Source organism: Burkholderia sp. KBS0801, from assembly GCF_005937855.2.
GTDB lineage: Bacteria > Pseudomonadota > Gammaproteobacteria > Burkholderiales > Burkholderiaceae > Burkholderia > Burkholderia ambifaria.
Genome location: NZ_CP042177.1, coordinates 746,312 through 766,046, shown reverse-complemented (window position 1 = coordinate 766,046; position 19,735 = coordinate 746,312). Strand labels below are relative to the sequence as shown.

Genomic DNA, 19,735 nt, shown 5'->3' with positions numbered 1-19,735 from the left:
CCCGGCGCGGGCGCGGGTCAACCGCCGCGCCGGCGCGCCGCCAGACGCGCGCGCGCGCCATCGACGATCAACGCAACGCCACGCTCGAACGCTTCGTCGCCGCCACGTTCGCGCAGCGCAGCCCAGCCCTGCGCGAGGAGCGGATGCTCGGCCGTGTCAGGCAGCGTCGTGTCGGTTTCGCGTTCCGCTTCCGCCTGCTCTTCCAGCACCCAACCGACCACGAAGCGGCCGAGCGCATACATCACGTCGACCGCTTCGTCCGGCGCGAAACCCGCCTCGGCCAGCAGCGCCACCTTTCGTTCGATCGAACCGAAATGCAGCGTGCGAGGCCGCGTACCGGCATGCAGGCGCGCGCCGTCGCGATAGGCGAGCAGCGCGCGACGGAAACTGCGCGCATTCTCGAGAAGCCATGCATCCCATGCGTCGCCCGGCCGCGGCAGCGATGCGCCGTGGCGCTCGAGCATGATCGCCTCGGCCATCGCGTCGAGCAGTTCGGCCTTGTTGCGGAAGTGCCAGTACAGCGTGGGCGACTGCACGCCGAGCCGCTCCGCGAGCCGCCGCGTCGACAGCCCGTCGATACCGACCTCGTTCAGCAGATCGAGCGCCGCGCGCATCACCGTGTCGCGCGTGAGCCGCGCACCCGTGTCCTTCATCTCTATCACCGATAGGGAAACTGTGGAATAATCCTCACTCTATCATCGATAGAGTGCTTGCCTTGAATCCGTCCCTGATTGCCATCCTCGCCACGGTATTGCTCGACGCGATCGGCGTCGGGATCGTGATGCCGATCCTGCCCGGCCTGCTGCGCACGCTCGCCGGCGCCGGCAGCACCGACACCCACTACGGGATCCTGCTCGCGCTGTACGCGTTCGCCCAATTCCTGTGCGCCCCGCTGCTCGGCACACTGAGCGACCGCTTCGGCCGGCGGCCCGTCCTGCTCGCGGCGCTTGCCGGCGCCGCGCTCGACTATTTGCTGATGGCACTCGCGCCGACGCTGGCCTGGCTTTACGTCGGGCGGCTGATCGCCGGCATCACCGGCGCGAACGTCGCGGTCGCGACCGCGTACGTGACCGACGTCACGACCGAACCCGACCGCGCACGGCGCTTCGGCCAGCTCGGCGCGATGATGGGCGTCGGCTTCATAGCTGGCCCGCTGATCGGCGGGCTGTTCGGCGCGCTGCACCTGCGCGCGCCGTTCGTCGCAGCCGCGCTGCTCAATGCGCTGAACCTCGCGCTCGTGTGGCGCGCGCTGCCGGAATCGCGTCCGCGCGCAGCCCGGGAAAGTCGCGGGCTCGCCACGCTCAACCCGTTCGCCGGCCTGCGCCGGCTGAGCGGCGCGCCCGCGCTCGTGCCGCTGATCGGCATCTACGTGATCGTCGCGCTGGTGTCGCAGGCGCCCGCGACGCTGTGGATTCTGTACGGCCAGGAACATTTCGGCTGGTCCACGCCGGTCGCCGGGCTGTCGCTCGCCGGCTACGGCGCGTGCCACGCGCTCGCGCAGGCCTTCGCGATCGGGCCGCTGATCGCACGGCTCGGCGAGCGCCGCGCACTCGCGCTGGGCCTCGCGGGCGACGCGCTCGGGCTGGTGGTGATCGCGTTCGCGACGGCCGCATGGGTGCCGTTCGCGTTGCTGCCGCTGTTCGCGGCGGGTGGCATGACGCTGCCGGCGTTGCAGGCGATGCTCGCGCGTCAGGTCGACGATGCCCGCCAGGGCGAACTGCAGGGCACGCTCGCGAGCGTGGCGAGCCTGATCGGCGTCGCAGGGCCGCTCGTCGTCACGACGACCTACGCGGCCACCCGCGGCACGTGGCCGGGGCTCGTATGGGCCGCGGCCGCGCTGCTCTATCTGCTGGTGCCGCCGTTGCTGGCGGGCGCGCGCCCGACGAGCGCAGCGCGGCCGGCCGCATGAACGGCGGCCGGCCGCCCGGAAGCGCTCCCGCCGCCTCGCTCACTGCGCGGGCGTTACGAGATTCGCGTCGCGCGTGAGCTGCCAGCGGCCGCCCGACTTGCGAAAGATCGTCAGCGTATGGCCGGAGCGGCGCACGGTGTCGCCGCCCGGCGGCGTCACGTCGATTTCGATGAAATTGCGCAGGTACGCCCAGTCGCCCATCACGCGCAGTTCGTCGATCCGGTAGCGGCCATCGACCTTCGGCCCGTTGCCGGCCGCCGCATTCGCGTCGCGCGAGGCGGCCGCGAACGCCGCCTTGTCGAACGGCGGCTTGCCGGCCACCATGAAAATCGCATCGTCGGCGATCAGGTCGAGCACGGTCGCCAGATCGCCGCGCCGGCTCGACACGAACCAGGTTTCCACCAGCTCGCGAATCGCGCGTTCGTCTTCGGTCATCGTCGTTCCTCCTTCGGGGGCGCGTCGACATGCCTGCCCGCGCCAGAAAAAAAGCCGCCCGGATCGACTCCGGGCGGCTTTCGTTGCTGCATCCTGCGTGCGGTGCGTCAGACCACGACCGTCTGCGCCTCGCCTTCGCGGCTCGCACGCACGGTGCCGATCTTCCACACCTGTTCGCCGGCGGCCGTCAGGTCGGCAATCGCCGCGTCGGCGTCCGCCGCCGACACGATCACCGCCATGCCGATCCCGCAGTTGAACACGCGGTGCATTTCCGCGTCGGCGACGCCGCCGTGCTCCTGCAGCCACTTGAACAGCGGCGGCAGCGGCCATGCGTTCTGGTCGAGCTCGGCGGTAAGGCCTTCGCGCAGCACGCGCGGAATGTTCTCGACGAGGCCGCCACCGGTGATGTGGGCCATGCCCTTCACCGGCAGCTTCTGCATCAGCGCGAGCAGCGGCTTCACGTAGATGCGCGTCGGCGCCATCAGCGTGTCGGCCAGCGAGCGGCCGTGGAAATCGGCCGACAGGTCGGGGTTCGCGCGCTCGATGATCTTGCGCACGAGCGAGAAGCCGTTCGAGTGGATGCCGCTCGATGCGAGGCCGAGCACCACGTCGCCTTCGGCGATCGTGCTGCCGTCGATGATCTTGCTCTTCTCGACCGCGCCGACCGCGAAACCGGCCAGGTCGTATTCGCCGTCCGGGTACATGCCCGGCATTTCGGCTGTCTCGCCGCCGATCAGCGCGCAGCCCGACAGTTCGCAGCCGTGCGCGATGCCCTTGACGACCGTGGCGGCCGTGTCGACGTCGAGCTTGCCGCACGCGAAGTAGTCGAGGAAGAACAGCGGCTCGGCGCCCTGCACGAGGATGTCGTTCACGCTCATCGCGACGAGATCCTGGCCGACGGTGTCGTGTTTGTTCAGATGAAACGCCAGCTTGAGCTTGGTGCCCACGCCGTCGGTGCCCGACACGAGCACGGGCTCCTTGTACTTCTTCGGCACTTCGAACAGCGCGCCGAACCCGCCGATGCCGCCGAGCACGCCGTCGCGCAGGGTTTTCTTCGCAAAAGGCTTGATCTTGTCGATGAGCGCGTCGCCCGCGTCGATGTCGACGCCTGCGTCGCGGTAGGACAGACCCTGAGCGTCGGGAGCGGATTTCGGAGGATTCATGGGGGAATGCGAGAAGGTCGGTAAAATGCGATTTTACCCGAAGCCGGCCCGTTGGCCGGAATTCCCAGCACCGAATCGTCAGGGATTGCATCTTGGTCGACACGTCCCCGTTTTCATCGCTCCGCGAGCCGCGCCGAAACCCGCGCGCCGCCGTGCGTGCGGCCGCGTGTGCAGGCACCGGAGCAGCCCCTCGCGCGTGCCCGGCGTACGGCGCGCGTTTCATCAACCGACCCGCATTGTGACTGTTGTGTCCCGTCAACTGACGCTCGATCTCGGCACGCCGCCGCCCGCCACGTTCGACAACTTCATCATGAATGAGGAGAACGACGAGCTCATCTCGCGGCTTCAGAAGCTCGACCTCGCGCTCGCGGCGGGGCCCGTGCCGGACCGGTCGTTCTACATCTGGGGCGAGCCCGGCAGCGGCCGCACCCACTTGCTGCAGGCGCTCGTGAGTGACGCGTCGTACGGCTACGCGCGCTACCTCACACCTCAGAGCCCGCTCGGCGCGTTCACGTTCGACCCGCGCATCGGCATCTACGCGATCGACGACTGCGACCGGATGAGCGACACGCAGCAGGTCGCGCTGTTCAACCTGTTCAACGAGGTCCGCGCGCACCCGTCGAGCGCGTTCGTCGCGGCGGGCCCCGCGGCGCCGCTCGCGCTCGACGTGCGCGAGGATCTGCGCACGCGCCTCGGCTGGGGGCTCGTGTTCCACCTGTCGCCGCCGTCCGATGCCGGCAAGATCGCCGTGCTGAAGCTCGCGGCCAAGGAGCGCGGGATCGCGCTCACCGACGACATCGCCGCGTACCTGCTCACCCATTTCCGCCGCGACATGCCGAGCCTGATGGCGCTGCTCGACGCGCTCGACCGCTTCTCGCTCGAGCAGAAACGCGCCGTCACGCTGCCTTTGCTGCGCCGGATGCTGGCGCGCCCCGGCGACGACATCGCGCCGCCCGGCACAGGCCCCAACCGCTTCGAGTAAAATGCGCATCCATGACTAATCTGGCACTCTTTGACCTCGATCACACGCTGATCCCGACCGACAGCGACCACGAATGGGGTCGCTTCATGGTGAAGCTCGGCATCGTCGACGCGGAAAGCTTCTCGCGTCAGAACGATCAGTTCTTCGCCGACTACAAGGCCGGCAAGCTCGACATCCATGCGTATCTGTGCGCGATGCTCACGCCGCTCGCGAAGTACTCGCGCGCGCAGCTCGCCGAATGGCACGAGCAGTACATGCACGAGGTGATCCGCCCCGCTATGACGCCCGCCGCGCTCGAACTCGTGCGCAAGCACCTCGATGCCGGCGATCTGTGCTGCGTCGTGACGGCGACCAACGAATTCATCACGCGTCCGATCGCGACCGCGTTCGGCGTCGACACGCTGATCGCGTGCGAGGTCGAAACGACCGACGGGCACCCCGACTCGCCGTACACGGGCCGGCCGACCGGCACGCCGAGCTACCGCGAAGGCAAGATCGTGCGCACCGAAGCATGGCTCGCGTCGCTCGGCAAGCACTGGGACGACTTCGAACACAGCTACTTCTACAGCGACTCGCACAACGACATCCCGTTGCTCGAGAAAGTCACCGACCCGATCGCGACCAACCCCGACGACACGCTGCGTGCGCATGCAAGCAACCGCGGCTGGCGCATCCTGGATCTCTTCTGAACGTCGTGATCAAAAAATTCATTCGCAAGCTGCTCGGCCAGGACGACGCCGAACAAACGTCGCCCGTCGAGGCGCCCGCCGTCGAAACGGCCCCCGCTCCGCGCCCCCCGAAGGCTAGCCGCGGCGGCGGTGCTGCCAAAAAACCGCGCAGCAATCACGAACCGACCGTCGTGCCGGCCAGCGTGCACCAGATCGATCCATCGCTGATCTCGCGGAACGCGGTGCGCGTGACCGACACGCTGCAGCAGGCGGGCTTTCGCGCGTTCATCGTCGGCGGCGCGGTGCGCGACCTGCTGCTCGGCATCGCGCCGAAGGACTTCGACGTCGCGACCGACGCGACGCCGACCGAGGTGCAGCGCCTGTTCCGCCGTGCCCGCCTGATCGGCCGCCGCTTCCAGATCGTCCACGTGCAGTTCGGCCAGGAGCTGATCGAGGTGTCGACGTTCCGCGCCATGGTCGACGCGCCGCCCGAAGCCGCCGCGGCCGAGCCGCCGAAGCGGCTGAAGCGCGACGAACTCGATCGCCGCACGCATGCGGTGGATGCAAGCGGCCGCGTACTGCGCGACAACGTCTGGGGCGAGCAGCACGAAGACGCCGCGCGCCGCGACTTCACGATCAACGCGATGTACTACGACCCGTCGACGCAGACGGTGCTCGACTACCACGACGGGATGGCCGACATCCGCGCCCGCCTGCTGCGGATGATCGGCGATCCGGCCACGCGCTATCGCGAGGATCCGGTGCGGATGCTGCGCGTCGTGCGCTTCGCGGCAAAGCTCGGCTTCGAGATCGAGACGCACACGCGCGAACCGATCAACGCGTTGGCCGACCTGATCAACAACGTGCCGGCCGCTCGCCTGTTCGACGAAATGCTGAAGCTGCTGCTGTCGGGCCAGGCGCTCGCGTGCCTGCAACGGCTGCGCAAGGAAGGCCTGCACCACGGGCTGCTGCCGCTCCTCGACGTCGTGCTCGAACAGCCGCAGGGCGAGAAGTTCATCACGCTCGCGCTGAACAACACCGACGCGCGCGTGCGCGCCGGCAAGCCGGTGTCGCCGGGCTTCCTGTTCGCGACACTGCTGTGGCACGACATGCGCCAGCGCTTCGAACAGTACACGGCCGAAGGCGAAATCCCGGTGCCGGCGCTCCATCGCGCGATGGACGACGTGATCGACATGCAGACCGAGAAGCTCGCGATCCACAAGCGCTACTCGGCCGACATGCGCGAAATCTGGGGGCTGCAGTTGCGCCTCGAAAAACGCTCGGGCCGCAGCGCGATGCGGCTGCTGGAACACCAAAGGTTTAGAGCGGGGTATGATTTCCTCCTGTTACGCTGCGAATCCGGCGAGCTGGAAGCAGCTGTCGGCCAGTGGTGGACGGATTTCATCGAAGGCGACGCAGCCGCTCGTGAGGCGCTTCTCACGCAGGGTGGCTCGAAGGAAAAATCGCCCCGCAAGCGGCGCCGCCGCGGTGGTGTGCGAAACCGCAAGCCGGACGAAGGCGCAGCCGAGCAGGCGCCGGACACCGCGGGCGGTTCCGACGACTGACGCGCTCGCCGGCGAACGACGTAGGAAGTGATGCCATGACGGTTGCATATATCGGACTGGGGGCGAATCTCGGCGATGCACGCCAGACCCTGAAGGACGCGGTGGTGTGCCTTGCGCAGCAGCGCACCATCTCGATCCTGGGCAAGTCGAGCCTGTATCGCACGGCGCCATTCGAGGCGGGCGGCGACGATTACTACAACTGCGTCGTCAAGCTCGACACGACGCTGTCGGCCCGGGAGCTGCTCGCGCTCTGCCAGAAGATCGAACATCACTTCGGGCGCGAGCGCCCGTATCGCAACGCGCCGCGCACGCTCGACCTCGACATCCTGCTGTTCGGCACCGACTCGATCGACGAACCCGACCTGATCGTCCCGCATCCGCGCCTCACCGACCGCGCCTTCGCGCTTGTGCCGCTCGTCGAGATCGAGCCGGCGCTCGACATCCCGGCGCGCGGCCGCGCCGATACGTTCCTCGCCGCCGTCGCCGACCAGCGCGTCGAGAAGGTGCAGACCTGTCAATGCCTGATGCAGAAGGCCCTGGCCGCCGGCGCAGACGCCGACAAGAACCGCTGCCCATGAACACCACTCCGCTGACCGTCACCGCACCCGACCTGCGCGCCCCCCATCGCTATCTCGTGATCGAAGGCCCGATCGGCGTCGGCAAGACGACGCTCGCGCGTCTGCTCGGCGAGCGCTGGTCGATGCAGGCGCTGCTCGAACGCCCGCAGGACAATCCGTTCCTCGAACGCTTCTATCGCGACACCGCGCGCTACGCGCTGCCCGCGCAGCTGTCGTTCGCGCTGGAGCGCGCGCAGCAGGCGCGCGAACTGATCGGCGCGCTCGATACGGGCCGGCCCGTCGTCGCCGACTACATGCCACAGAAGAACGACATCTTCGCGCGGCTGAACCTGCCGGAAGACGAATGGCAGCTGTATCGGTCGATCGCGACGCACCTCGATGTGCCGCAGGCGCCCGCGCCCGATCTCGTCGTCTACCTGCAGGCGAGCCCCGAGGTGCTGTTCTCGCGCATCCAGAAGCGCGGGCTGCCGATGGAACTGCAGATCAGCGACGCGTACCTGCGCTCGCTCGTCGACGCGTACAACGAATTCTTCTATCACTACGACCGCACGCCGGTACTGACGGTCGCAGCCGAACATCTGAACCCGCAGGATTCCCCCGAAGACCTCGCGCTGCTGATCGAGCGCATCGAGACGATGCGCGGCCGCAAGGAATTCTTCGTCAAGGGCGAGACGACGCGCTGACGCGTCCTCGCCCGTCGTTTTCACCATCGAACCGGATTTCCCATGACCTATCTCCAGGAATCGAGCCGGCCTGCCGTCACGGTGCCGAAGCTGCAGGCAATGCGCGATGCCGGCGAGAAGATCGCGATGCTCACCTGCTACGACGCGAGCTTTGCCGCGCTGCTCGACCGCTCGGGCGTCGACGTGCTGCTGATCGGCGATTCGCTCGGCAACGTACTGCAGGGCCACACGACCACGCTGCCCGTGTCGCTCGACGACATCGCGTACCACACCGCCTGTGTCGCGCGCGTGCAGCCGCGCGCGCTGATCATGGCCGACCTGCCGTTCGGCACCTACGGCACGCCGGCCGAGGCATTCGCGAGCGCCGTGAAGCTGATGCGCGCCGGCGCGCAGATGATCAAGCTCGAAGGCGGCGAGTGGCTCGCCGAAACGATCCGCTTCCTCGTCGAGCGTGCGGTGCCCGTGTGTGCGCACGTCGGCCTCACGCCGCAGTCGGTGCATGCGTTCGGCGGCTTCAAGGTACAGGGCAAGACCGAGGCCGGCGCCGCGCAACTGCTGCGCGACGCGCGCGCGGTCGAGGATGCCGGTGCGCAACTCGTCGTGCTCGAAGCGGTGCCGACGCTCGTCGCATCCGAAGTCACGCACATGCTCAAGATTCCGACGATCGGCATCGGCGCAGGCACCGACTGCTCGGGCCAGGTGCTCGTGCTGCACGACATGCTCGGCATTTTCCCCGGCAAGCGTCCGCGCTTCGTGAAGGACTTCATGCAGGGCCAGCCGACCATCCAGGCGGCCGTCGAAGCCTATGTGCGCGCGGTGAAGGATCGGTCGTTTCCGGGCCCGGAGCATTCGTTCTGATTTCGGACGAGGTGGCGGCTCGATGCGAAGGCAAAGGCCGCCACCTGCTCGACGACACCCGTCGTTCGATTTGGCAGCACTGCATTTTCAAACACGTCCTATATCCGTATGCCTTCGTTGCGAAGACCATTGCCTTCCATCATTCCATGGAGGCGAAATGTCCCACATATACGCACGCGCAGCTGAATTGGACGGCGAACCACTACAAGGCGATGGTGAGTGCGTTGCGCTCGTGAAGACCCATACCAAAGTGGGCGCGACCTCGGGCTGGCGACCGGAAAAGACCATAAAGGGCGATTCGACCATTCGTCCGGGCACGGTCATCGCAACTTTCGAGAACGAGCGTTATCCGAACAGATCGTACGGCAACCATGCAGCGTTCTATCTGGGTCAGGATTCGAAAGGCATCTACGTCGTCGAACAATGGCGCAGTCTGCGCAAGGTCAAGAAACGGCACATCCCGTTCCGGGGCAAGGACAGAAACGGTCGCTATATCGATCCGAGCAACAACGCCGATGCGTTCTCGGTGGTGAGGTGACGATGGCGCTCGCCTATTTTCCAACCAATGCGGCGCTCGCCGCGTTGCTGACAACTATTTGCATCTCGTCGGTGTACGCCACTTCGGCGCCCATCCAGTGTCCGCCCCGCCTGCCGGTTTCACAGACGGTCGACCGTCCCGCGCCCGACGGCTGGCGACCCTACGATTCGCAGAAGGCACATCCGCTGATCGGTGTGTCGTTTTGGTCCGGGCCGCCCGACCAACTCGGCATGCTCGCGCCATCGAGCGGCGTCAAACGGCGCGATACGCTCATCGACACGTGGCCACTCGCCGCAGCCGAAACCGATTACTGGGTGAGTTGCGAGTATTTCGACACGGCCGCTATCGTTGCCCGTCCGCTGGGCACCGCCGCGCGAACCTGCACGGTCCGCTACGACGCGAAGCGGACGCCGCCGAAGATGATCGACTGGGAGTGCAAACCACCCGCGCGCTGATTCGACGCACGTGGAGGCAACCCGTCGGTTGGCACCATAGCGCCGATGCCTTCCCGGTCATGAAACGCTGGAGATCGCTGGTCAAACGCAGTCCGTAAGCGCGGCGTAGCGGCAACTACGATTCCGACCTGCCGGATTCGCGGACCAGCCGCGCTGCCATCGGCCCGCGCAACGCATTGCAGATCATCAGATCCTCCGCATTCAGTACTTCATCGAGCGTCAACGCACGCTCTTGTGCGCCCAGGGCGGGATCCTCGAGCAGCAAACCGCGCATCACGCCGGGCAGCACGCCGCACGACAACGGCGGCGTCACCCACTGCCCGTCGAGCTTCACGAACAGGTTCGAGCGCCCGCCTTCCGTCACCTCGCCGCGCTCGTTGATGAACAGCATGTCGAAGCCGCCGAGCGCTTCCGCCGCCTGCCATGCACGGTCGTATTCCGCGCGGCGCGTGGTCTTGTGCAGCAGCAGCGCGTCGTCCGTGCGGGTCGGCGCGAAGCCGTGCTCGGACGCGAGCATCACGCCGACCGGCCCCGCGGGCAGCGGCTTCAGCGGCGCGGCCGTAATCTCGACCGCGCCGTCCTTCGCAAGTGCGAGCTTCATCCGGTACGGGCCATCGCCGTCGAGCGCCGCGCAGCGCGCATCGACCTCGCGACGCAACGCATCAGTATCGAAGCGGAATCCGAACGCATCCGCACTGCGCTTCAGCCGCGCGAGATGGCGCTCGAGATACCGGACGCCGTCCGCACGGGTGGCCGCGGTGGTTTCGAACAACTGGAAGCCCGGATCGGCGTCGGTCAGGAATCGTGCTTTCAATTCACACTCCGCATATTCGTCGGCGGCAACGCTGTCGAGCACGATGCCCGCGCCGACCCCCATCGTGCCGCGCCGCCGGCCGGCCCGGCGAGCCGCCGCCTCACCCGCGCCGACCGTTGCGACAGCATCGATGGCGACCGCTTCGAGCGTGAGCGTCCGGATCGCGACCGACAGGCAGAAATCGCCGCAGCCGGCCGCGCCGTCGCGTGCTACAGCGCCTGCCTGCGCGGCCTCGTCCTTCGGCGCGTCGAGCCAGCCGATCGCGCCCGTATAGAGCCCGCGCGGCGTCGACTCGATCGCGTCGATCAGTTCCATCGTCTTGTGCTTCGGTGCACCGGTGATCGATCCGCATGGAAACAGCGCGCGCAGCATCTGCGCGAACGTCGTCCCGTCGCGCCAGCCGGCCTCGACCGTCGACGTCATCTGCCACACCGACGCATACGGCTCGACCGAGAACAGCGCCGGCACCTTGACCGTGCCCGTACGCGCGATCCGCGACACGTCGTTGCGCAGCAGGTCGACGATCATCACGTTTTCCGCGCGGTTCTTCGGATCGTTCGCGAGGAACGCGGCTGCCGCCGCATCGTCACGCGGATCGGCCGAGCGCGGCGCGGTGCCCTTCATCGGCCGCGCGCGCAGCACGTCGCCGTGCTTCTCGACGAACAGCTCCGGCGAGCACGACACGACCCACGCGCCGCAAGGCAGCGCGATCAGCGCGCCGTAACGCACGGGCTGACGCGCGCGCAGCCGCCGGTACAGCGCGGTGGGCGTGCCGAACATGTCGAAATTCAGCCGGTACGTGTAGTTGATCTGGTACGAGTCGCCCGCGCGCAGCGCCTCGTGCACGGCGGCGATCGCCGCGTCGAACGCGTCGCGCGACACGCTCTTCGCGACGTGCGCGACGCCGGCGATCGACGGCGCGCCGCCGCCATCCTGCTGCGCGAGCCACGCGTCGACTTCGTCGCGCGATAGGCGCTCGCAGCGCGCATACAGCAAAAAGCGCAGCGGGGCATGGCCCGGCTGCGCTCTTTCCAGATTGCGTCCGAATTCGTAATCGCCGACGACGACCGCATGCAGCCCGTCGCGCAGGTCCTGCGCCACCGCCGCATCGACTTCGTCGAGCCGCGCCGGATCCGTGCATACGCGTTCGCGCACGAAACCGGAATACAAACGACTCGACCGCGCAACCGCGGTCGAGTCGCAATCGTCCAAGAGCGCGAATGACGCGCTCTCGTTGCCTTCAGTCATGCCGTTACTCGAAGAAGCTCTTCACCCGGTCGAACCAGCTCTTGCTCTGCGGGCTGTGACGCGCACCGCCCTCGGCCAGCGACTTCTCGAACTGCTTGAGCAGGTCGCGCTGCTGGTCGGTCAGCTTCACGGGCGTCTCGACCTGCACGTGTACGTACAGATCGCCCGCGATGCTCGAACGCAAACCCTTGATGCCCTTGCCGCGCAGGCGGAACGTCTTGCCCGACTGCGTGCCTTCCGGCACCGGGAACGACGCGCGGCCGGCCAGCGTCGGCACCTCGATCTCGCCGCCGAGTGCGGCGGTCGTGAACGGGATCGGCATCTGGCAGTGCAGATCGTCGCCGTCGCGCTCGAACACCGAATGCGGCTTGATGTGGATCTCGACGTACAGATCGCCCGGCGGCCCGCCATTGATGCCGGGCTCGCCGTTGCCGGCCGAGCGGATCCGCATTCCGTCGTCGATGCCGGCCGGGATCTTCACTTCGAGCGTCTTGGTTTCCTTCACCTTGCCCGACCCGTGGCAGTGCACGCACGGTTCCGGGATGTAGGTGCCGGTGCCGTGGCATTTCGGACAGGTCTGCTGGATGCTGAAGAAGCCCTGTGACATGCGCACCGTGCCCTGGCCGTGACAGGTCGGGCAGGTTTCCGGCTTCGTGCCGGGCTTCGCGCCCGAGCCGTGACAGACTTCGCACGACACCCAGCTCGGCACGCGGATCTGCGTGTCGTAGCCGTGCGCGGCCTGCTCGAGCGTGATTTCCATGCTGTAGCGCAGGTCGGCGCCGCGATACACCTGCGGGCCGCCGCGGCCGCCGCGCGCGGCGCCGCCCGCGGCCTGGCCGAAGATGTCGCCGAAGATATCGCCGAACGCATCCGCGAAACCGCCGAAACCCTGGCCGCCCGCACCGCCCATGTTCGGATCGACGCCCGCGTGGCCGTACTGGTCGTACGCCGCACGCTTCTGGCCGTCCGACAGCATTTCATAGGCTTCCTTCGCCTCCTTGAAATGCTCTTCCGCATCCTTGCTGTCCGGATTGCGGTCAGGGTGATACTTCATCGCAAGCTTGCGATATGCCTTCTTGATTTCGTCGTCGCTCGCGTTCTTCGCGACGCCCAGAACCTCGTAGTAATCCCGTTTCGCCATATCGATTCATGTGCCTTCGCGCGTCGCACGCGCGGCGGCTCCTTTCGCCCGCAGTAAAGTCTCTCGACTCGTCTGGCGCTGCGCCGTCCGCGGACGGCTCGCGCAGCACCCGCCAAAAAACAAATGTGCCCGGAGGGCCGCGAAGCCCGCCAGGCGTGGAGTCGATCCGGCCATCCGGAAGGGAAAGACAGACCGCTGTTCAACCGCGCCGCGCGCATATCGCGCGCGGCGTGCGGTGCCATGGCAACCTGGCTTAGTCCTTCTTCACTTCCTTGAACTCGGCGTCGACGACGTCGTCGGCGGCCTGCTGCGCACCACCCGCGTGGGCCGCGCCTTCCGCCGCACCCGCCGCGCCGGCCGCACCGGCCGCACCGGCCTGTTGCGCCTGCATGTCGGCGTACATCTTTTCGCCGAGCTTCTGCGAAACCTGACCGAGTTCCTCGACCTTCGCGTCGATCGTCGCCTTGTCGGCCGACGTATCCTTCAGCGCGTCCTCGAGCGACTTCAGCGCCGCCTCGATTTTCTCCTTCTCGCCGGCGTCCAGCTTGTCGCCGTACTCGGTGAGCGCCTTCTTCGTGCTGTGGACCAGCGCGTCGCCCTGGTTGCGCGAATCAGCCAGCTCGCGCAGCTTGTGGTCTTCCGCTGCGTTCGCTTCCGCGTCCTTGATCATCTGGTCGATTTCGGCGTCGGTCAGGCCCGAGTTCGCCTTGATCGTGATCTTGTTTTCCTTGCCGGTCGCCTTGTCCTTCGCGCCGACGTGCAGGATGCCGTTCGCGTCGATGTCGAAGGTCACTTCGATCTGCGGCACGCCGCGCGGCGACGGCGGGATGCCTTCGAGGTTGAACTCGCCGAGCAGCTTGTTGCCTGCCGCCATCTCGCGTTCGCCCTGGAACACCTTGATCGTCACGGCCGACTGGTTGTCGTCCGCCGTCGAATACACCTGTGCGTGCTTCGTCGGGATCGTCGTGTTCTTGCTGATCATCTTCGTCATCACGCCGCCGAGCGTCTCGATACCGAGCGACAGCGGGGTCACGTCGAGCAGCAGCACGTCCTTGCGGTCGCCCGACAGCACCTGGCCCTGGATCGCCGCGCCAACCGCGACGGCTTCGTCCGGGTTCACGTCACGGCGCGGATCCTTGCCGAAGAACTCCTTCACCTTCTCCTGCACCTTCGGCATGCGGGTCTGGCCGCCGACCAGGATCACGTCGTCGATGTCCGACACCTTGACGCCGGCATCCTTGATCGCGATGCGGCACGGTTCGATCGTGCGCTCGACGAGGTCCTCGACCAGCGCTTCCAGCTTCGCGCGGGTGATCTTCAGGTTCAAGTGCTTCGGACCCGATGCGTCGGCCGTGATGTACGGCAGGTTGATTTCGGTCTGCTGGCTCGACGACAGCTCGATCTTCGCCTTTTCGGCCGCTTCCTTCAGGCGCTGCAGCGCGAGCACGTCCTTCGACAGGTCGACGCCCTGCTCCTTCTTGAATTCGCCGATGATGTAATCGATGATGCGCTGGTCGAAGTCCTCGCCGCCGAGGAACGTGTCGCCGTTGGTCGACAGCACTTCGAACTGCATTTCGCCGTCGACGTCCGCGATCTCGATGATCGACACGTCGAACGTGCCGCCGCCGAGGTCATACACGGCGATCTTGCGGTCGCCCTTCTCGGCCTTGTCGAGGCCGAATGCGAGCGCGGCCGCGGTCGGCTCGTTGATGATCCGCTTGACTTCGAGGCCCGCGATGCGGCCGGCGTCCTTGGTCGCCTGACGCTGGCTGTCGTTGAAGTACGCCGGCACCGTGATCACGGCTTCCGTGACCGGCTCGCCGAGGTAGTCTTCGGCCGTCTTCTTCATCTTGCGCAGCACTTCCGCCGAAACCTGCGGCGGCGCGAGCTTCTCGCCGTGCGCTTCGACCCATGCGTCGCCATTGTCGGCCTTGATGATCGCGTACGGCATCAGGCCGATGTCCTTCTGGACTTCCTTCTCTTCGAAGCGGCGGCCGATCAGGCGCTTCACGGCGAACAGCGTGTTCCGCGGGTTGGTCACGGACTGACGCTTGGCCGGCGCGCCGACGAGCACCTCGTTATCGTCCATGTAGGCGATGATCGACGGCGTCGTGCGCGTGCCTTCCGAGTTCTCGATGACCTTGACCTGGTTGCCTTCCATGATGGCAACGCACGAGTTCGTGGTGCCGAGGTCAATACCGATGATCTTTCCCATTTTCCTAATCTCCAGAAATGCTTGTTTGCTGCGCGAAACCCCGCGTTTTTGGGCGGTTTCGCGCGCCTGAATTCAACTCTGTTTCCGAAATGCGTCCGGCCGGCCCGTTTTCAAGACCCGCCCAGCGATGCGGATATTAAATTTTTTCAATCGCCGCCGGTAGCTGGATCGTGCGGGCCGCCGTCGCGCCCGGCCGGCTGCGCGCCGGCCGCGGCGATCTTCGCGCGCGCCGCCGACACCGCTGCCTGGAACTGCGCGAGACCATGCCAGCCGGTCGCGCGGCCGAGCCGCTTGCCGCGGTGGAAGAAGAACCACGTCGGCACGCCGTGCAGGCCGAAGCGGCGCCCCAGCTCAGGGTATTCGTACACGTTGCAGTGGAACCACTTCAGGCCCAGCGCGCGGATCGCGTCCGGCTGGGCGAGCATCGCCTTCTTCGCGATCTCGCAATTGAAGCAGTCGACGCCCCAGAAGAACACCACGGCGAGCGCATCGCCAGCGCCGGCGACACCGGCGTCGAACGTGTCGGGCGCCAGCGCCTGCATGTCGAACGCGTTGAACGCGGCCGGATCGACGCCGGCGGGAATCATCGCGGCAGCCTTACTTCGGCTGGGCGACCGTGACGAGCGCCGGACGCAGCACGCGGTCGGCGATCATGTAGCCCTTTTGCAGGACGGTCACGACGGTGTTCGGCTCCTGCTCGGCCGGCACCATCGAAATCGCCTGGTGCTGGTGCGGATCGAACTTCTCGCCGACCGGGTTGATCGCGACGACACGGCCCTTCTCGAGCGCGCTCGTCAACTGGCGCAGCGTCAGCTCGACGCCTTCGCGTACCTTCGTGATGTCGCCGGACGTGTCGCCGACGGCGGCCTCGAGGCTGTCCAGCACCGGCAGCAGGTGCTCGGCGAAGCTCTCGATCGCAAACTTGTGCGCCTTCGAGACGTCGTCCTGCGCGCGGCGGCGGACGTTCTCCGTCTCGGCCTTCGCCCGGAGATAGCTCTCCTGCAGCTCGGCGACCTTGGCTTGAGCCTCCGCGAGCGCCGCGTCGGCTGCTTCGGCGGCGGGAGCAGCGCCTTGCGCCGCCTGCTTCTCGCTGCCGATGTCATCGGCCGATGGGGTAGCCGGGTTCTCTTGCGTGTTTTCCATGTCGCTGAAAGTCGATTAGAGGTTGAAGCCAAATCGGCAACCGCCGGACCGTATACCCGGCGGCACCGCACATACATGGTGCAAATAAGGGCGAAAACTGCGACTTCAAGAGGGTTATTCGCCGGCATTCGCCAATGCCGCGAAACAACCGCGCTGCGCGCCGCCCCATTGCGCGCATTTGCCGCCAAACCGGACGAAACGACCGGTAACAACGCTTACCTGAGTGGTACTAGCTCGGCTCGAGAGGCTGCACTACACTCCAACTCAAGCGTCGGAAAGCGTGTTTACCCCTAGCTGACCGCCGCCTGACATCCACCTGGCGCCGCATTCAACCGTCCCACGAGGCGAGTACCGTGAAACTGACCTTTGCCATATCGGTGGTCGCGCTGGTACTGATTGCCGGCACCACCACCATCTGCCTGTCCGGAGCCGTCACCGACCGCACGACCGAATACGGAAGCGCGCGGGCGACGTTCGACCAGATGTTCAGCTTCCACCCGAAAATCTGTCGATGATGCGCCGATCGCGCTTGGTCGGCCGGCCGTGCAGTTCCGCCGCCGGCTCCCGATACGTGCGGCGCCGTTCGAGTTCGGCGAGCCGCGCGGCTCGTCCGGCCTCCGTTTCCGCGTAGAGCGTCTGCGCGATGCTCGCCGGCCCGCGCACGTCGCAAATTCCCAGCACGGCAATGTGCCAGACGACACCGTCGATCGCAATCTCGACCTCGTCGCCCACGCGCACGTCCTTCGCCGGCTTGACCGCCGCCCCGCCGATCTTCACGTGACCCTTGTCGACCGCGTCGGACGCGAGCGAGCGCGTCTTGAAGAAGCGGGCTGCCCACAGCCATTTGTCGATGCGCAGCCGCGCGCCGGGTTCCGTCGAAATCTTGTAGTTCATGCCAGCCTCCGCCGTGCCGCCCCATCACGGCTGCCCGCCCGCTCGACCGGCGGACGTAGTGCGCACAGGGGGCGGGCCGTCATTTCAGTTCACCTTCAGTTCACCATTTCGGGCTGCGCGGCCTTCACCGGCCAGCCCTGCAGATTCTCGGCGACGATCTCGCCGAGCGCGCCGATCCATGCGTGCGCGCCGTTCAGGCATGGAATCCGGTGGAACGCCTGGCCGCCGCCCGCAATGAATTCGTCGCGCACCTCCATCCCGATTTCCTCGATCGTCTCCAGGCAATCGGCCGTAAAACCAGGACAGAACACGTCGGCCCGCCGCACGCCGGCCGCGCCGAGCTCGCGCAGCGTCGGCGCCGTGTACGGCTGCAGCCATTCGGCCTTGCCGAAGCGTGACTGGAACGTCACGCGGCATTCGAGCGTCGACAGCCCAAGCGCGGCCATCAGCAGCGCGCCCGTCTGCTGGCACTGGTCGTGATAGGGGTCGCCCAGGTCGAGCGTGCGTTTCGGCACGCCGTGAAAGCTCAGCACGAGCTTGTCGCCGGCCGCGAAATCGGGCCGGCCGTGCTGCGCCCAGTACTGGCGCACCTGCTCGGCAAGCGCGCGGATGTAGGCCGGATGGTCGGCGTACTGCCGCACCGTGCGCACTTCCGGCTGGTTGCGCATCCGCGCGAGCGCGGCGAACGCGGCATCGAATGCCGTCGCGGTGGTGGACGCCGAGTATTGCGGATACATCGGCATCAGCAGCACGCGCTCGACGCCCGCCCGCTTGAACTGCGCGAGCGCCTGCGCGATGTTCGGGCTGCCGTAGCGCATCGCGTAATCGACCGTCACCTGATAGGCGTTCGATGCGAGCAGGTGCCGCACGCCCTCGGTCTGCCGCTCGGTGTAGACGCGCAGCGGCGAACCCTCGGGCATCCAGACGGCCGCGTATTTCTTCGCGGACGCGCGGCCGCGCAGCGGCAGGATCAGCGTGCGCAGCAGTACCTGCCAGACGACCTGCGGGATTTCGACGACGCGAGGATCCGACAGGAATTCGGCCAGATAGCGCCGCACCGCGCGCGGCGTCGGGGCGTCGGGCGTGCCGAGATTGATCAGCAGCACGCCGGTACGATGGGCGGCCGCGACGCTCGAAGGCGGCTCAAGATCGAAACGCATGGGCAGGAACGTGCTCGGGGCACGCAGTCGGACGGCTCTCAATTATAGCGGGCTGCCCCGCTCGGGTCGGCTGGCCGTTCGGCCGAATAGCGGTGCGCGCGCCGCCACGGCACGATGGCGGGACGGTGCCGGTCAGGTTATTGCTGGCTCAGTGTGAGCGACAGCAGGCGCGCGGTGATGTCGACGATCGGGATCACGCGGTTGTAGGCCATGCGGGTCGGGCCGATCACGCCGAGCGTGCCGACGATCTGGCCGTTCACCTCGTAGGGTGCGGTGACGACGCTCATCTCCTCGATCGGCACGAGCGTCGATTCCCCGCCGATGAAGATCTGCACGCCCTGGGCGTGGCTCGACACGTCGAGCAGTTGCAGGAGGCCCGTCTTTTGGTCGAACACGTCGAACAGCTTGCGCAGCCGTGCCATGTCGGACGACAGATCCGCCACTTCGAGCAGGTTGCGCTCGCCGGAAATGAGCACGGTGTCTTCGGTATCGGGCACCTCGGTGCTGGCCGTCACGGCCGCATGCATGAGCGTGGTCATGTCGCCGCGCAGCTGGTCGATCTCGTCGCGCAGGCGGCGGCGCACCTCGTCGAACGACAGCCCGGCGAAATGCGCGTTGATGTAGTTGGATGCCTCGGTCAGCTGCGACGGCGAATAGTCGCGCGGCGTCGCGAGCATCCGGTTCTGCACGTCGCCCTCGGGCGTGACGATGATCAGCAGGATCCGCTTGTCCGACAGGCGCATGAACTCGATCTGCTTGAACACGTGGCTGCGGCGCGGCGTCAGCACGACGCCCGCGAACTGCGACAGGTTCGACAGCACGCTGGCGGCGGCCGCCACGACCCGCTGCTGCGGCTCGCCGGCCTGCAGCGTGTGCTGCACCTGCCGCGCGACGGCCTCGGCGTCGATCGGCGTCTCGACCGTCAGCATCGTGTCGACGAACAGGCGATAGCCGCGCGGCGTCGGCACGCGGCCGGCCGATGTGTGGGGGCTCGACACAAGGCCGAGCTCCTCCAGGTCGGACATCACGTTGCGGATCGTTGCCGGGCTCAGCTCGAGCCCGGAGTAACGGGACAACGTGCGCGATCCGACCGGCTGACCGTCGGCGATATACCGTTCGATCAGGGTTTTCAGGAGGGTTCGTGCGCGAGGATCTAGCATGGTGGAAAATTTTAGCGCAACCGCGCCAGCACGGCGAGTGGCAGCGGCCCCAGTCGCGCGGGCCGGCCGATCCGGCCCCGTCTGCGCACAACCGGTTCTTTTCGTCAACGAGCTATGGTGTAATGC

General features: G+C 67.0%; 21 protein-coding genes. 10 read left to right on the top strand and 11 right to left on the bottom strand.

Annotated features, from left to right (window positions below; all coding sequences use genetic code 11):
* Positions 1-17 precede the first annotated feature (17 nt).
* Positions 18-653 carry a tetracycline resistance transcriptional repressor TetR gene (gene tetR / locus FFI87_RS03690; protein WP_012363163.1) on the bottom strand — a complete coding sequence of 212 codons (636 nt, stop codon included), beginning with the start codon at positions 651-653 and terminating at the stop codon, positions 18-20.
* Positions 654-715: 62 nt separating this feature from the next.
* Between tetR and tet the strand changes: the two genes are divergently transcribed.
* A complete protein-coding gene (tet, locus tag FFI87_RS03685) occupies positions 716-1,909 on the top strand; it encodes a Tet(A)/Tet(B)/Tet(C) family tetracycline efflux MFS transporter (protein WP_138848201.1) in 1,194 nt (397 codons plus the stop codon).
* Positions 1,910-1,948: 39 nt separating this feature from the next.
* Here tet and FFI87_RS03680 read toward each other — a convergent pair whose 3' ends face one another.
* Both FFI87_RS03680 and purM read right to left on the bottom strand, forming a co-directional pair.
* Positions 1,949-2,344: a YybH family protein gene (locus FFI87_RS03680; protein ID WP_012363161.1), complete on the bottom strand. Its 396-nt coding sequence runs from the start codon at positions 2,342-2,344 to the stop codon at positions 1,949-1,951.
* Between the two features lie 107 nt (positions 2,345-2,451).
* Positions 2,452-3,507, bottom strand: coding sequence for a phosphoribosylformylglycinamidine cyclo-ligase (purM, locus tag FFI87_RS03675; RefSeq protein ID WP_006750666.1), 1,056 nt, complete (start codon positions 3,505-3,507; stop codon positions 2,452-2,454).
* 247 nt (positions 3,508-3,754) lie between these two features.
* Here purM and hda point away from each other — a divergent pair, with 247 nt between their 5' ends.
* The 8 genes from hda to FFI87_RS03635 all read left to right on the top strand — a co-directional run bounded on the left by hda (position 3,755) and on the right by FFI87_RS03635 (position 9,834).
* Positions 3,755-4,489, top strand: a complete 735-nt coding sequence (hda, locus tag FFI87_RS03670) for a DnaA regulatory inactivator Hda (RefSeq protein WP_006760485.1) — start codon at positions 3,755-3,757, stop codon at positions 4,487-4,489.
* A gap of 11 nt (positions 4,490-4,500) precedes the next feature.
* Positions 4,501-5,178, top strand: coding sequence for an HAD family hydrolase (locus FFI87_RS03665; RefSeq protein ID WP_006750664.1), 678 nt, complete (start codon positions 4,501-4,503; stop codon positions 5,176-5,178).
* A gap of 5 nt (positions 5,179-5,183) precedes the next feature.
* Positions 5,184-6,722 carry a polynucleotide adenylyltransferase PcnB gene (pcnB, locus tag FFI87_RS03660; protein WP_138848202.1) on the top strand — a complete coding sequence of 513 codons (1,539 nt, stop codon included), beginning with the start codon at positions 5,184-5,186 and terminating at the stop codon, positions 6,720-6,722.
* 35 nt (positions 6,723-6,757) lie between these two features.
* Positions 6,758-7,300, top strand: coding sequence for a 2-amino-4-hydroxy-6-hydroxymethyldihydropteridine diphosphokinase (gene folK / locus FFI87_RS03655; RefSeq protein ID WP_138848203.1), 543 nt, complete (start codon positions 6,758-6,760; stop codon positions 7,298-7,300).
* The gene (locus tag FFI87_RS03650) at positions 7,297-7,983 is read left to right on the top strand and encodes a deoxynucleoside kinase (RefSeq protein WP_012363157.1); all 687 of its coding nucleotides are present in this window, start codon (positions 7,297-7,299) and stop codon (positions 7,981-7,983) included. Before folK ends, FFI87_RS03650 begins: the two co-directional genes overlap by 4 nt.
* Positions 7,984-8,025: 42 nt before the next feature.
* On the top strand, positions 8,026-8,841 hold the full coding sequence (gene panB, locus FFI87_RS03645; protein WP_012363156.1) for a 3-methyl-2-oxobutanoate hydroxymethyltransferase: 816 nt from the start codon (positions 8,026-8,028) through the stop codon (positions 8,839-8,841).
* A gap of 157 nt (positions 8,842-8,998) precedes the next feature.
* Positions 8,999-9,379, top strand: a complete 381-nt coding sequence (locus tag FFI87_RS03640) for a BPSL0067 family protein (RefSeq protein WP_138848204.1) — start codon at positions 8,999-9,001, stop codon at positions 9,377-9,379.
* Positions 9,380-9,381: 2 nt separating this feature from the next.
* A complete protein-coding gene (locus FFI87_RS03635) occupies positions 9,382-9,834 on the top strand; it encodes an STY0301 family protein (protein WP_138848205.1) in 453 nt (150 codons plus the stop codon).
* 115 nt (positions 9,835-9,949) lie between these two features.
* Here the strand turns inward: FFI87_RS03635 and FFI87_RS03630 are convergent, their stop codons facing one another.
* The 5 genes from FFI87_RS03630 to grpE all read right to left on the bottom strand — a co-directional run bounded on the left by FFI87_RS03630 (position 9,950) and on the right by grpE (position 16,395).
* Positions 9,950-11,896, bottom strand: a complete 1,947-nt coding sequence (locus FFI87_RS03630; protein WP_138848206.1) for a chorismate-binding protein — start codon at positions 11,894-11,896, stop codon at positions 9,950-9,952.
* Between the two features lie 4 nt (positions 11,897-11,900).
* Positions 11,901-13,037 (bottom strand): molecular chaperone DnaJ, encoded by a 1,137-nt coding sequence (dnaJ, locus tag FFI87_RS03625; RefSeq protein WP_011656039.1) that lies wholly within the window; start codon positions 13,035-13,037, stop codon positions 11,901-11,903.
* Positions 13,038-13,290: 253 nt separating this feature from the next.
* The gene (gene dnaK / locus FFI87_RS03620; RefSeq protein ID WP_138848207.1) at positions 13,291-15,252 is read right to left on the bottom strand and encodes a molecular chaperone DnaK; all 1,962 of its coding nucleotides are present in this window, start codon (positions 15,250-15,252) and stop codon (positions 13,291-13,293) included.
* Between the two features lie 146 nt (positions 15,253-15,398).
* Positions 15,399-15,839 carry a thioredoxin family protein gene (locus FFI87_RS03615; protein ID WP_138848208.1) on the bottom strand — a complete coding sequence of 147 codons (441 nt, stop codon included), beginning with the start codon at positions 15,837-15,839 and terminating at the stop codon, positions 15,399-15,401.
* A 10-nt stretch (positions 15,840-15,849) separates the two neighbouring features.
* Positions 15,850-16,395 carry a nucleotide exchange factor GrpE gene (grpE, locus tag FFI87_RS03610; protein WP_006752736.1) on the bottom strand — a complete coding sequence of 182 codons (546 nt, stop codon included), beginning with the start codon at positions 16,393-16,395 and terminating at the stop codon, positions 15,850-15,852.
* Positions 16,396-16,748: 353 nt separating this feature from the next.
* Here grpE and FFI87_RS34410 point away from each other — a divergent pair, with 353 nt between their 5' ends.
* Entirely contained in the window at positions 16,749-16,910 is a 162-nt protein-coding gene (locus tag FFI87_RS34410; RefSeq protein ID WP_006752735.1) for a hypothetical protein, read from the top strand.
* Here FFI87_RS34410 and FFI87_RS03600 read toward each other — a convergent pair.
* From FFI87_RS03600 to hrcA, 3 genes are all read right to left on the bottom strand, one after another.
* On the bottom strand, positions 16,882-17,289 hold the full coding sequence (locus FFI87_RS03600) for an RNA-binding S4 domain-containing protein (RefSeq protein ID WP_006752734.1): 408 nt from the start codon (positions 17,287-17,289) through the stop codon (positions 16,882-16,884). The two genes, FFI87_RS34410 and FFI87_RS03600, sit on opposite strands and share 29 nt — an antisense overlap.
* A 95-nt stretch (positions 17,290-17,384) precedes the next feature.
* Complete coding sequence (hemH, locus tag FFI87_RS03595) at positions 17,385-18,449, bottom strand: ferrochelatase (protein WP_138848209.1); 1,065 nt, start codon at positions 18,447-18,449, stop codon at positions 17,385-17,387.
* Positions 18,450-18,586: 137 nt separating this feature from the next.
* Positions 18,587-19,609 (bottom strand): heat-inducible transcriptional repressor HrcA, encoded by a 1,023-nt coding sequence (gene hrcA, locus FFI87_RS03590; RefSeq protein WP_011656033.1) that lies wholly within the window; start codon positions 19,607-19,609, stop codon positions 18,587-18,589.
* Between the last annotated feature and the right edge of the window lie 126 nt (positions 19,610-19,735).